The organism is Methylomonas sp. EFPC1 (assembly GCF_016925515.1).
Taxonomy (GTDB): Bacteria; Pseudomonadota; Gammaproteobacteria; order Methylococcales; family Methylomonadaceae; genus Methylomonas; species Methylomonas defluvii.
The window spans coordinates 2,422,735-2,436,315 of record NZ_CP070494.1; the positions used below are offsets into that span (position 1 = coordinate 2,422,735).

The 13,581-nt window shown below is 51.9% G+C and carries 10 protein-coding genes; 4 read left to right on the plus strand and 6 right to left on the minus strand.

Annotated elements, in window-relative coordinates; genetic code table 11:
* Window positions 1-27: 27 nt before the first annotated feature.
* Together JWZ98_RS11415 and JWZ98_RS11420 are read right to left on the minus strand one after the other, a co-directional pair.
* Window positions 28-1,032: a class 1 fructose-bisphosphatase gene (locus tag JWZ98_RS11415; RefSeq protein WP_205454342.1), complete on the minus strand. Its 1,005-nt coding sequence runs from the start codon at window positions 1,030-1,032 to the stop codon at window positions 28-30.
* 153 nt (window positions 1,033-1,185) lie between these two features.
* Window positions 1,186-2,685 carry a flagellar hook-length control protein FliK gene (locus JWZ98_RS11420; protein WP_205454343.1) on the minus strand — a complete coding sequence of 500 codons (1,500 nt, stop codon included), beginning with the start codon at window positions 2,683-2,685 and terminating at the stop codon, window positions 1,186-1,188.
* A gap of 294 nt (window positions 2,686-2,979) precedes the next feature.
* Between JWZ98_RS11420 and JWZ98_RS11425 the strand changes: the two genes are divergently transcribed.
* Window positions 2,980-4,914, plus strand: coding sequence for a hypothetical protein (locus JWZ98_RS11425; protein WP_205454344.1), 1,935 nt, complete (start codon window positions 2,980-2,982; stop codon window positions 4,912-4,914).
* 279 nt (window positions 4,915-5,193) lie between these two features.
* On the opposite strand, the gene JWZ98_RS11430 is transcribed toward JWZ98_RS11425, so the two are convergent.
* Window positions 5,194-5,775 (minus strand): ANTAR domain-containing protein, encoded by a 582-nt coding sequence (locus JWZ98_RS11430; protein WP_033156304.1) that lies wholly within the window; start codon window positions 5,773-5,775, stop codon window positions 5,194-5,196.
* 2 nt (window positions 5,776-5,777) lie between these two features.
* A complete protein-coding gene (locus JWZ98_RS11435) occupies window positions 5,778-7,256 on the minus strand; it encodes an MFS transporter (RefSeq protein ID WP_033156303.1) in 1,479 nt (492 codons plus the stop codon).
* A gap of 431 nt (window positions 7,257-7,687) precedes the next feature.
* Here JWZ98_RS11435 and nirB point away from each other — a divergent pair, with 431 nt between their 5' ends.
* The 3 genes from nirB to JWZ98_RS11450 are packed head-to-tail and all read left to right on the plus strand — an operon-like array spanning window position 7,688 to window position 11,529.
* On the plus strand, window positions 7,688-10,228 hold the full coding sequence (nirB, locus tag JWZ98_RS11440) for a nitrite reductase large subunit NirB (protein WP_101052283.1): 2,541 nt from the start codon (window positions 7,688-7,690) through the stop codon (window positions 10,226-10,228).
* Window positions 10,228-10,608: a nitrite reductase small subunit NirD gene (gene nirD / locus JWZ98_RS11445; RefSeq protein WP_033156301.1), complete on the plus strand. Its 381-nt coding sequence runs from the start codon at window positions 10,228-10,230 to the stop codon at window positions 10,606-10,608. The genes nirB and nirD overlap by 1 nt, the downstream gene beginning before the upstream one ends.
* A gap of 3 nt (window positions 10,609-10,611) precedes the next feature.
* A complete protein-coding gene (locus JWZ98_RS11450; protein WP_033156300.1) occupies window positions 10,612-11,529 on the plus strand; it encodes a PhzF family phenazine biosynthesis protein in 918 nt (305 codons plus the stop codon).
* A 3-nt stretch (window positions 11,530-11,532) separates the two neighbouring features.
* Here JWZ98_RS11450 and JWZ98_RS11455 read toward each other — a convergent pair whose 3' ends face one another.
* Together JWZ98_RS11455 and creD are read right to left on the minus strand one after the other, a co-directional pair.
* Window positions 11,533-12,048 (minus strand): metal-dependent hydrolase, encoded by a 516-nt coding sequence (locus JWZ98_RS11455; protein WP_205454345.1) that lies wholly within the window; start codon window positions 12,046-12,048, stop codon window positions 11,533-11,535.
* 61 nt (window positions 12,049-12,109) lie between these two features.
* Entirely contained in the window at window positions 12,110-13,474 is a 1,365-nt protein-coding gene (gene creD, locus JWZ98_RS11460; protein ID WP_033156298.1) for a cell envelope integrity protein CreD, read from the minus strand.
* Window positions 13,475-13,581: the final 107 nt, after the last annotated feature.

Genomic DNA, 13,581 nt, shown 5'->3' on the forward strand with positions numbered 1-13,581 from the left:
AGCGGCGACATAGCAACGGATAACCAGTTAATCTTGTTGGTGATAGGCAACTATCCGTTCTACTTCGGATTTAGAACCTAAAATCAACGGCACTCGTTGGTGAATACTGCTGGGTTTGAGATCTAAAATTCGTTCGCGACCGGTGGAACACAGCCCGCCGGCTTGTTCGATGATAAATGCCATCGGGTTAGCCTCGTACATCAGGCGCAGTTTGCCGGGCTTGGACGGATCGCGAAGATCGTGCGGATACAGGAATACGCCGCCGCGCGTGAGGATACGATAGACTTCAGCGACCAGCGAAGCGACCCAACGCATATTGAAATCCTTGCCGCGCGGCCCGTCGACGCCGGCGACACATTCGTCAATATAACGCTTCACCGGCGGCTCCCAGAAACGTTGGTTGGACATGTTGATGGCAAACTCGCTGCTGTCCTCGGGAATTTTCATATTGCAATGGGTGAGAATGAACTCGCCGATATCCTGATCCAGCGTAAAAGCGTTCACCCCATTGCCGGTGGTTAGTACCAACATGGTGGAGGGACCGTAAAGTACGAAACCGGCGCACACTTGTTCGGTGCCTTTGCGTAAAAAATCCTCGGTTTCCGGCTCAACGCCTTCGCGGCAGCGCAGAATCGAAAAAATGGTGCCCACAGTCAGGTTAATATCGATATTCGACGAACCGTCCAAGGGATCGAACAACACCAGGTATTTGCCCTTCGGATACTGTTTGGGGATTTTGATCGGATCGTTGATTTCCTCGGATGCCATGCCGCCCAGTGAACCGCTCCAGTCCAAAGCTTTGACCATGATGTCGTTGGTAATAATATCCAGCTTTTTTTGCACTTCACCCTGCACGTTTTCGGATTCCGCACTGCCCAATACGCCAATTAAAGCGCCGCAATTGACCCGGTGGGAGATCTGTTTGCACGCAGTTACGATGTTATTCAGCAGCAGTGTGAACGTACCGGAAGCGTCCGGTAACCCGCGCTGCTGCTCGATGATGAACTGGGTTAGGGTAACTTGGTGGGACATGCGTTAGTTCTCCATAGCGTTGGCTAAAGTAAGAAGTTGTTTCGGCAGCCACGGCAGTCTAGTGCCTGGCTTGGCGAGTAAATTGTTGGGGTCAAATTGTTTGCCGGTTCGCGGCAGATTTGTTTATCCAATTGCTGTATTCCGGTCCCGGTATCAGACTTTTTCGCTCAACAGACTTTGCGGTGGGAGCGTTTGCGGATGGGCTTGCGAGGGTTTCCCTTGTTGAACATCCATAAATCCGGGTTTTAATCCTTTTTGTTCGAACTGTTGTCTTAAATAGTCCAGACGCGCATTGATTTTGTCCACGGTGCTGGTGGACTCGCTCCAGAAACGGGTGTTAATACTGCCGTCGTAACAGGAGACCTTGCAGTGTATTGTAGCAAGTTCGGGAGGGGTAATGGTAATGCTCACTACCCAGTTCTTTTGGCCGTTCTCACTGTTGGCTTGTTTGTCTTGTTCCACTATCAACTGCAATGTTTCCGGCTCGGCTTTGTTGAAGAACGGTAATTCCAGCATCCAAACCTGTTTTGGCGAATCATCCCTGGGCAGCGAATTGAGTTGATCCAATGTCAATTTGGCCAGATTGCCCTGGGCTTTTTGCAAGGTTTCTTTCAGTAATTCGCTTGCAGTCTGTTGAGCCGAACTTTCGTCCTTAGGCACAGCCAGTTCCAAGCCTAGCTGTGCAATCAGCTTGCTCAGTTTTAATTTAAAATCGTCTGGTAACACAAACGACGCGGGTTTTGCCTCTGCCTCGACCAAATTGCGTTCCATAAACAAGCCGGATTGTGCGATGGCTTGCTTGAGCGTGGCTGGTTCGAACAACTTGGTTTTGTCAGGAATCTGCTGCAATATTTCGCGGGCCAGTTGCTTGAGTAATTGGCCTACGGCTTTATCGCTTTCGGCAGGCTTTATCAGAGGCGCCAGTTGCGCCAGAAATTGTTGCGGCGGCAATTGAACGGGCAATAACTGCTTGAACACCGTCGCGATGTGTTCGTCAATAGAAGGCTTAGGTAAAGAAGCGCTAAGCACTGGGGTCTCGCCACTCTTCAGAATTTGTAAATCAATGCGGCTGCCGACGGTTAGCGTGGACTTAGCCGCCGGATCTCTCCATTGCAGTTGCTTACTATCCAGCACGACTCGGTTATCGCCGCCAGGCAGCGCTGTGCTTTGGGTTTGCTGGGTCTCGCTCTGTGTCGGCGTCAATTGCACCGTCAAGGTATGTTTGCCGATATTCAAAATCTGTGCTGGTATCTGTTCACCCGTGTTTAATGTCGCCAGCGGATTGCTGAGGGCAGGTGCGGTAACAGTCGCGGTTGGGGAGGGTAATAATTTAAGTATTTGCGCTTCGGGCGCCGCTAAGCTTGACGTATTCGGCGCTTGCGATAGTGGCGGAGCGATAATTTTTAGCTCCGGGGTCGGCAAAAGTTTCACCACTTGCAACTGCAGGGTCTGGCCGGGTGGCAAAGCCAATGCTTGTTGGCTCTGCAAAGTCATGGTTTTATCGGCAACGCTGACAGTCAGTGTGTTCAGCATGACTTGATTGGTAATGATTTTGGCGTCTAACACTTGATTCAATTTAAGCTCGGCAAGCGGCGCGCTCGACTTGTTCAAAGCCATCACAAGTTTCGCATCTAAAGGCAGCTTTATATCCATGACATCCTCACCTCGCCGCAACCGGGATTTACGCATTTTCCGCTGCAATGTTCGCAGTTTGGCTAGAGTACTATAAAAAACTCACCCTTACGATTCGCTGTGGTAAGCATTTTGGCAAACTTTTTCGGCATTCGCCCATAAAAGCCTGATGCCACTGTTCACGTAAACATGGGCGTATCAGGAAATAAGCCATGTGTTAGGACAAAGCCTGTAAATGCGTTTATTTTTAAAGAGCTTGACAAGCCACTTGCGCTCACTCTAGGCTCAGTTGACATTCAACTGGGGGAGTGAGCCATGAAAACGCTGCAATTGGGTTTTATCTGTACGGTTTTTTGGGTTAATGCCGCGCTGGCGGTTAGCGTGACGCAACGCGCCGGCAATCATTTTCGTACCGCGGCCAACAATCAAGAATTCACGCTCAATAAAACTAACGTGAATTCCGAGCAATTCGGGCTGCTGCGTACTTACGATTTCAACGCCAAAGTCGAAACCCAGCCCTTGCTGATCGAAAAGGGTGCCGGCACCGACGATTTAGTGATCATCACCACGATGAAGAATGACGTCATCGGCATTAACGCCCGCACCAACGAAACCGTTTATAACGTTAAACTAGGCCCGGAAATCAGCTCGCAAGACATGGATATGTGGAAACACACGCCCACTTGGGGTATTTCCGCCACGCCGGTAATCGACCCTGCCACCAACACATTGTTTGTAGCCTCCTGGCAAAAAAAGAACAACGACAACCGGTTCCGTGATTACTGGGTGTATGCCTTAAATCCGCTAAACGGCAGCCAAAAAAGTAAACCGGTACGTATCTTCGGTAAGTCGCAGGAAGGCAACGGCTGCTGGTTTAACGATGCCGGCGCGACATATAAGCAAAATAATCAAACCAAGCAATATGTCTATCCCAAACTACGGGCCGGACTGGCGTTGACAGAGAACAACGGCTTGGTCATGGCATTCGCCGCCAACGGCGAATCGCTGATGGGCGGGCGGAAAAATCCACATGGTTTCGTGGTGGCTTACGACACCAGGGCCTTGCTCGGCCAAGCCGGATTTTCCAAACAAGCAGCGATATTTTGCGCCACGTCATTCAATTCTTGGGGCGCAGGCATTTGGCATGCCGGCGGTGCGCCGGTCACCGAAGACGACATGATTTATGTCGCCACCTCCAACGGCACTTCAAATAACGGCGAAGTCGATCTGGCTGAAAGCATGATCAAACTCCGCTTCAAACCCAGCGTCGGTGGTGCGCGGCCCGAACTGGAAAAGGTGGATTTTTACAAAGCGTTTTTGGATGAGCGCGTTCCCGCTGATAAGTGTCTCTGGGGCGACAATAACTCCGAAGTGTCCTGCGGCAGGGCGCAAGCGCATGCCGCCGGCGCAGACTGGGATTTCGGTGCGGCCGGGCCGATGCTGGTGCCTGGCTCAAGGCTGCTGTTGCAAGGCACCAAAGACGGCATCATTTATTCCTTGGATAAACTGAATTTGGGCCGGAACGACCGCTTCAATCAATTAATGTCCAAACCACCATTAGTAGCAACCTACTTTGCGGGCGGCGTTCAGGAAAACTGGGATCGGGCCCAGCATCTGAATCGTAGCCTACCGTGCCCGGCATCCGGGCATAGCGATCACGGCTGGTTCGTGCCATGCGGCGACCCGGAAAACAACAAAATGCACCATATCCATTCGCTGGCCTTGGCGCAACGCGATCAGAGCGGCGGCATCGTCTATGTCTGGGGTGAAAACTCCCGCTTGAAGTCCTACAATTTTTCCACTGTAGATGGCAATTTGCCAAGCTTCCGCGCGGAAGCAGAGGAGATGGCATCGGTGGGCGTTGAATCGCCTGGCGGTATGCCCGGCGGCTTGTTGATGGTATCCGGCAAACCGTCCACAACTAATAATTTTGCGCACGCCATCGATTTCGATTCGGCTATCGTCTGGGCGGTATTTTCCAAATTCGGCGACGCCAACAAGGAATTCGCCGAAGGTCAGCTGATTGCGTACGACGCGACCACGATAGAGCCCGGTAATAAGTTGAAACGCCTATTTCGCACGGGTGACGACAATAGCGGCGGCTTAGGCAAGATGTCGCGGATGATTCCGCCAGTGGTTGCCAATGGCCGGGTGTATGTGATGATTTACCGGGTCGGTACCTCAGACTGCACCGTGCCGGACAATCAATTACCGGTTTGCAGTCAGTTGAAGGTGTACGGCTTGAAGTAATAATGGAGACGATTTTTTCAGCGACTCAAGCACATTTCGGCATCATCTTCACCAAAATAGGGTGTTTGCAGACGCAGCGGTAAAATTTGGTATTGACGGCATCGCAGATCAAGCTGCGATGCCGGACTATTAACCTGCAGTTATCTGTCGCGGGTATTCCTTTCGGGCTGGGCGCGTCGAAGCCGAGGCTTGTGTATCATTCGACAGGCCCAGTACTCTCGAGGGCCGGGTAATAAATAATGACGTGATGTATAGCTGCCGCGACCGCTCTGCAAGTCGTCACTTGTTGAACAACTCCGCCATTGATATGACGTTCTTGGCCATTTCGCCGATGGCGATGTTGCGATCCATCGCCAGTTTGCGCAGGGCGTGATAGGCCTGGTCTTCCGTGTAACCTTGCGACTTGATTAAAATCGCCTTGGCGCGATCCACTAGCTTGCGATCTTCCAATTGAGTCTTGGTCTTTTTTAATTCTTCTTTTAAAGCATGTTGTTCTTTGAAACGCGCTATGGCGATATCGATGATGGCCTTGATGCGTTTCGGATCCAGGCCGTCGACGATATAAGCACTGACCCCGGCTTTGATGACCTTGTTGATGGTCTCGGTTTGCTGATCTTCGGCGAAAATGACGACCGGCAGCGAACAGTTATGATTGATGTCAACGATGGTGCGCAAGACGGCCTCGTTAGGGGCGTACAAATTCAAAACCACCACGTCGGGGTTCAGGGTCTGGACAATTTGCATCATGTCCAGTTCTTTAAGTTTCAAGGTTACCACCTCACAGCCGTGCTGGCGCAAGCTGGTTTCCAGCAAGGGTTCGCTGTCGAATTCATCGACGACCAAGACATTAAGCGCTGCCATGTTCAATCCAGGGCGATTTTCAGCAAAGAGCCGTCAGGCATGATTTCGGTGATGTAGTTTTTAGGTTCTTCCAGGTAGTAAATCAAACCCAACAACAGAAAACAGGACAGGCCCAGAATCAAGAAAAATTGCCCGGTGGAGACGAAGGTCAGCAAAATCAAATAAACGATGGCGCCTGCGTTACCGTAAGCGCCGACGATGCCGGCCACTTCGCCGGTGATGGCGCGTTTGATCAAGGGGACGAACGCGAATATCGCGCCTTCCGCCGCTTGCATGAATATAGAGCAAAGCAAGGTAACCGCCACCGTTGCCAGGATAGTCCATTGCGCAGAAATCATCGCCATCAAACAATATCCGCCGGCCAGGCCGGCCACGAATAAATACAGGGACAGTTTGCGGCCAATCTTGTCGCTAAGCCAGCCGCCGGCTGGCCGGGCGATGACGTTGGTTACCACGAAACTGGAGGCCAGAAACCCGGCATCCAACATACTGGTGCCTTGGGTTTCGTTGAATGTCTTAAAGAAAAACATCGGCAGCATCGATAAAACGGCCAGTTTGGAGCCGAAGGTAACCAGATAGGCTATCGCCAGAATGAATACCTGTCGGTATTGATAATGATGGATGCTGGCAATCGGTTGGCTGAGGCGGTCGGCGTTGTTGTTGACCAATTGAAACACGTGGATCAGGAACAGTAGCCAGACGACTGCATGAATAGTCAGATTCCAGCCGTCGGTTAGGACCGGCGTGGCCGGCGTGGACAGTTTCCAGGCTAATAAGGAGATGGTCGCGTACAGGGGCACCAGACTCAGCATGTATAAAAATAAGTCGCGGATGCTGGTGACTTCCATCGCCATGGGTCGGCGGGTTTTCAGGGCGGCAATTTCCGGCGGCAGGTTTTCCACGCTGAAATAATAAATCACCGAATAGATCAAAGCGATGACGCCGGTCAAGGCAATCGCCGAACGCCAGCCGTGTTCCGCGCCGAAATAAAATGCCAGTCCCGGCAGGAAAATCGCCGCAACCGCCGACCCGAAATTGCCCCAGCCGGCATAAATACCTTCTGCGGTGCCGACTTGGCTGGCCGGAAACCAGTCGCCGATGATGCGCACGCCCACCACGAAGCCGGCGCCGATAAAGCCCAGTAAAAACCGCGACCAGGCCAGTTCGGTGAAGTTTTCGGCCATCGCGAACATGAAGCAGGGAATGCTGCAAACGGCCAATAACACGCTGTAACTGATTTTCGCGCCAAATCTATCCACCAGCATACCGGTAATCACCCGAGCAGGAATGGTCAGCGCCACGTTCAGCAATAACAGGATTTCGATTTGGGTTTCGCTGATCCCCAGATCTTGCTGGATCAGTACTAACAAAGACGCATGATTGAACCAAATAACAAAGCTGATGAAAAACGCGATCCAGCTCATGTGCAGCACTTTGGTCTTGCCGCGCATGGATAGTAATTTAAAAGGCGTAAAAGACATGAATGATCCGTGGTTGTCGTTCCTTGGTCTTTTTTAGCAGTTTATATGCCAATGATTCAATAGCGACAAACCCGGCAATTCGCGATCAGATAGCCCCATAGTGGTGCAAGTAACCGGTTTTTTTGCCTTATTTGAGTGCGAATTTTGCGAAAAAAATAATGTCTGGCGGCGGGAAGCGGCGTTTTTAAAGGGTTTTTAATGTTGGCATAAATTTTGTTAAAGATTTAGCAAGTCTCGTCGTTAGACTTTACCCCCGTATTAAACCTGGACAAAGGCGTCCTGCTTGAATGAGTCAATCATTCGAACAGGATGCCTTTTTTTTTGGCTGCGAAAAAGGGCGGTAGCGACCAGACAGTAGCTCCTTGAATCGCCTTACCGCCACTAGGCCGTGTAGCGCGTTTGCATAAATTCTGAGTAAACAGAGGCCCCTGATGAATATGAAACAAACCCTGGTTGTTATCGGCAACGGTATGGTAGGCCAGAATTTTCTGGCTGGATTGGTCGCTAGCAATGCGAGAGATCGCTATCGGATTGTCACATTCTGCGAAGAGCCAAGAGCGGCTTACGACAGGGTGCATTTGTCCGAGTATTTTTCCGGGAAAACCGCGGCCGATTTGTCTTTGGTGGAAGACGGCTTCTTTGCCGAGCACGGTATCGAGATTTATTTAGGCGACAAGGCGGCCAGTATCGACCGGGAGCGTAAGCAAGTCACCTCTGCCAAAGGTGTAATAGTCGATTATGACAAACTGGTATTGGCAACCGGCTCTTATCCTTTCGTACCGCCGGTGCCGGGGCATGAAAGACCGCAGTGCCTGGTGTATCGGACCATTGAAGATTTGGAAGCGATGAAAACCGCGGCAGCCAAATCCAAAGTTGGTGTAGTCATCGGCGGCGGTTTGTTGGGTTTGGAAGCGGCCAAGGCTTTGAAAGACTTAGGGCTGGATACGCACGTGGTCGAATTTGCGCCGCGCTTGATGGCGGTACAGCTCGACGAAGGCGGCGGGGCGATGTTGAAGCGCAAGATCGAAGCGCTGGATGTGAAAGTACATTTAAACAAAAACACCACACTGATCGACGACGGCACCGAATGCCTGCATAAAATGAATTTTGCCGATGGCGAAACGCTGGAAACCGACATCGTATTGTTCTCCGCCGGCATCAGACCGCGCGACGACATAGCCCGTGGCTGCGGCTTGGAAGTGGGGCCGCGCGGCGGCATAGTGATCGACAATCAGTGCCGTACCTCCGATGCAGATATTTATGCGATTGGCGAATGCGCACTGTGGAACGGGCAGATTTTCGGTTTGGTCGCACCGGGTTACGCGATGGCGCGTACCGTGGTTGCTGATTTGGCAGGCGAAGCAGGCAGTTTTACCGGTGCCGATATGAGCACAAAACTAAAGCTGATGGGCGTCGATGTGGCTAGCATCGGTGATGCGCACGCCAGGACCCAAGGCGCGATGGTGTATACCTATCAAAACGGTGCCAGTGAAATCTATAAACGCTTGGTGGTTAGTCAGGATCAGAAACGGCTGTTGGGCGCGGTTTTGGTCGGCGATGCGTCCGCTTACAGCACTTTGTTGCAATATTGCTTGAACGGCATCGAGCTGCCTGAGCATCCGGATTCTTTGATTTTGCCGCAACTTGCCGGTGAATCGGCCGGTCTCGGGCCGGATGCCTTACCCGCATCGGCGCAGATTTGCTCCTGTTACGATGTCAGCAAAGGCCAGATTTGCGGCGCAATCGAAGCCGGTTGCACCACGCTCGGCGGCCTGAAAGCCGAGACCAAGGCCGGCACCGGTTGCGGCGGGTGCTCCGCGCTGCTGAAGTCGGTATTGGATTGCGAATTGACCAAGCTGGGCGTGGAAGTCAGTACTGATATTTGCGAGCATTTTCCGCACACTCGCCAGGATTTGTATAACCTGGTGATGGTGGAAGAAATCAAAACCTTCGACGAATTGCTGGACAAACACGGCAAGGGTTTGGGCTGCGAAGTCTGCAAGCAAGCGGTCGGTTCCATCCTGGCTTCACACTGGAACGACTATATTCTGAAAAAAGAACATATCGGTTTGCAGGATACCAACGATATTTTCCTGGCCAATATGCAAAAAGACGGCACTTATTCGGTGGTGCCGCGCGTTGCCGGCGGGGAGATTACCCCGGATATGTTGATCGCAATAGGCCAAGTCGGCAAAAAATATCAGCTTTACACCAAAATCACCGGTGGCCAGCGTGTGGATTTGTTTGGCGCCCGCGTGGAGCAATTACCGGCGATTTGGCAAGAACTGATCGATGCAGGGTTTGAATCCGGCCATGCTTACGGTAAATCCTTGCGTACCGTCAAATCCTGTGTCGGCAGCACCTGGTGCCGGTTCGGTGTCGATGACAGCGTCGGCTTGGCGATAGAGTTGGAAAATCGCTATAAAGGCTTGCGCGCGCCGCATAAAATCAAGTTCGGCGTCTCGGGCTGTACCCGCGAATGCGCGGAAGCGCAAGGCAAGGACATCGGCGTGATTGCTACCGAGAACGGCTGGAATTTATATGTCTGCGGCAACGGTGGCATGAAACCGCGTCATGCCGATTTGTTTGCCACCAATCTGGATAAAGAAACGCTAATCAAATACATCGACCGGGTGTTGATTTTTTATGTCCGCACCGCCAACCGGATGCAAAGGACTTCGGTATGGATGGAAAATATGGAAGGCGGTTTGGACTATTTGAAATCGGTGGTTATCGAGGATCGGCTGGGTATAGGCGCACAATTGGAAGGGCAGATGCAGCACGTTATCGATACCTATCAGTGTGAATGGAAAACCACGCTGGCGGACGAGCAACGCCTGAAGCGCTTCCGGCATTTCGTCAACAGCGATCAAGCCGACGACAACGTGGTGTTTGTCGAGGAACGCGGCCAAGTGCGGCCAGCCAACGCGCAAGAACGTAAACATTTCAAATTGATCGAGGAGGCGGCATAATGAGTACGTGGATAGATGTGTGCGGCATCGACGATTTGCAAGCCGATTCTGGGGTGTGTGCCTTAGTAAAAGGCAAACAAGTCGCGATTTTTTACCTGCAACGCCGGCAGGAAGTCTATGCCATCGGTAACTTCGATCCGTTTAGCCACGCCAACGTTCTGTCGCGCGGTATGATAGGCGACATAAGCGGCGAACCGATGGTCGCGTCGCCGATGTATAAACAGCATTTCCATCTACGTACAGGTGTGTGCTTTGAAGATGCCGGCGTCAGTGTGCCGGCCTATCAAGTACGCCTGGAAAACGGCAGAGTCGCCGTGATGCCGGCGTCGTCGCCTGCGCAACAAAAATCGCCGTCTTTGGCTGTCTGTGAAATGGAGTAAGGTGTGAACTACCAATATTATATCGCTGATGTCTTTACCGACCAGATTTTCAACGGTGCGCAGATAGCGGTATTACCGAAGGCCGACGGCTTGAATGCCGAGCAAATGGCCAAGATTGCCAAAGAATTGAATCTGTCGGAAACGGTATTTCTTTTTCACAAAGCCGATGGCAATAAGCACCGGCGGATGCGCATATTTTCCCCTTTAGGCGAAATCAATTTTGCCGGGCATCCGATTATTGCCGCAGCCTACGTGTTGGCTATGTCCGGCGGTGTAGCGTTAACCGAACCGCTGACTAAACTCGAGTTCGAACAAAATATCGGCGTTATTCAAGTTAATCTGTCCAGTCAGGATGGCCAACCAAGCTTGGTGCAATTTAGCCGTAGCGTCGATTCGATAGTCGACCGCTTTGCGCCCAGCGACGATGAAATTTGCAGTTTCTTAGGCTTGCAGCTTGCGGAGCTGGATCATAAAAAATACTCGCCACGCCTGGTGTCTTGCGGGTTTCCTTATTTAGTAGTGCCGGTTTGGAATGTCGAATCGGTGCGCAAAGCCCGCTTTAATTACGCGGCTTGGGCGCAATCCACGGCACCGCAAACCGCGGCGCAGGAAATCTTGCTGTTTTGCCCGAAATCATCGAGCCCGGAAGCGGACTTCAATGCCCGCTTGCTGGGACCCAATATCGGCATCCATGCCGATCCGCCGGTCGGCAGCGCGATACCGGCGTTTTGTTGTTACCTGTGCTCGTTTGAACACACTCAGAAAGGCACCCACACTTTTGCGGTGGAACGCGGTGATCTAAGCACTCGCCGCAGCTTGATCCACTTGGAAATGGATAACAAAGGCCTGGAGAACTTGACCATCAGGGTCGGTGGTCAAGCCGTGTTGTTTGCCGAGGGAACGATCCATCTTCCGGATTAAGGTTTATTCGACCAATTCGAGCCTATTTAACCGACGCCTAAACCATAAACCGGTAGCCCAAATTACCAGCAAAATTTCCAGCACAAAGGATCTGTGCAGCAGAAAATTCAGCCACCAATCCTGGTAGACACTGGGCACCGTAATCAAGGCAAAAGGCTTGTTTACGAAGGGGGCCAGCCAGTAGATATTGGTTGAAATATAATCCAGCACCATATGCAACATACCGTTGCCGGTAAAAATCAGCGCCAACACCGGCAGCTTCTTGTGCCGGCAATGCTGAAAACACAGGATCGCCAGCGTTAATAACAGCAGCCAGACGCTGGGAAAGTGACTGAAATAACTGTGATGTGGGTGAGCGCGGTGGTCGAAATCATAAAAATAAATCATATCCAGATCGGGCGCGATGCTGCCGAGCATGCCGGCGCGCAGAAAATTTATCCCGGTGACCCCATATTTTGCAAATCGCCTAAACAGCAGCGTCGATACGATATAGCCGGCCGGAAGATGAGCAACAATCATAACTACCTCGATTTTGTTGCTCGGAACGCTGCTTAGAGCCAACGCCCCGAGCCGGTGGGATTTAAATGATTGCCGAGTTATCGGCAGCGGATTGACTCAGTCCATACCAATCCAGGCGCCGCGTGGTAACCATCGCCAGGGCCAACAAGACAAACATCAGTAAAGATCCGAGCATCAGCGCGTTATCCTCTGACTCCAACAAGCCATACAAACTTCCGAACAAGCCGCTCAGTAAGGCGCCGGCGCTAATACCGCGTTTGGCGCTGCGCAACACTGCACTGAGATAGAAGCCGATCAGTATTACGCAGGCAGCACTGGCGATTAAATACGCCAGCACAAAGTCCAAATGCTCCGACAAACTCAACAGCAGCAGAAAAAACATCGCCAACGCCAAACCCACCAAGGCGTATTGCGCCGGATGAATCGCCAGATTTTTCAGAATTTCGAACAGAAAGATGGCTGCAAAAGTCAGACAGACGAACAGGAAGCCGTATTTACTGGCTCTATCAGACAAGGAATAGACATTAATGGGTTCCATCAAACGTATACCAAAGCTGTCGTAACAACTGATAGCCTGGCACTTACCAAGACTTTCGGCGACGTTCGACGCCAGCGCATCAACCGACCATAACGCATGAAAACCGGCCTCGCCGACTTGCTGGGTTTGCGGATCAGGCAGAAATCGGCCGTAAAAGCTGGGGTGCTGCCAGGCTGAGGATAATTCCACGCGGGTTTGCTTGCCGGCCGGAATAAAATCCAGCGATTCGATGCCGCGTATTTTTAGCGTGAAAGCAAACGGTATGTTGATGGCGCCGAACTCGACCGGCGGTGCATCCAATGACACGTGCATGCCGTTGGCTTGGTGCATGGGTAACTCCGCGCCTTGTTCGAAGGCATATTGCTTGCCGCCCCATTCCATGCCCGGCGCTTCCAGTACCCCGCGCATATCTGCCAGCACGACGCTGGCGTAAGGGGTGCCGAAACTGATCTGGCCGTTATGTAGCGGCTTGGGATTGCCGTAAGCACCGGGCAGTTTCATATCGCCTTTGATGCTGACATTCAGTACATAAGAGCGCACTTTGAACAGGCCGCGCTGCTTGGTTTCCGTAGCAAGCTCGCCGGCTATATTCAGGTGCTCGGGAAGAAAATACAGCAGCCGATTATCGACACGTTCGATTTGTTCACGCTTGGGCAGTCCGTCCTGTTTGGTTTCGATAATCTCGGTCCAGCGCTCGGTGTAAGGTACAGTCAACAACGGGCCGAACAATTGCTGGGGACCGGCAGAACTGGCGGCAATGTCGCTCACCGCCTGTTGTTGGCGTTCGGCGCGTTCGCCCACCAGATTTTTTATCATGCCTATCGGTATCAGCAGCACCAAAGTCAGACCGAACATTATGCAGATCTTTTGCCAGAGTTTTTTTTGCATCGCGTTTATTCCGTGGAGTTAAAAGACGATGAACAGCATGCACCGGCAAGGTGAGCGGATGATGGTGGGAATGTGAAGCGAGGGTGAAGTGGGCAGGACTGCTGTGA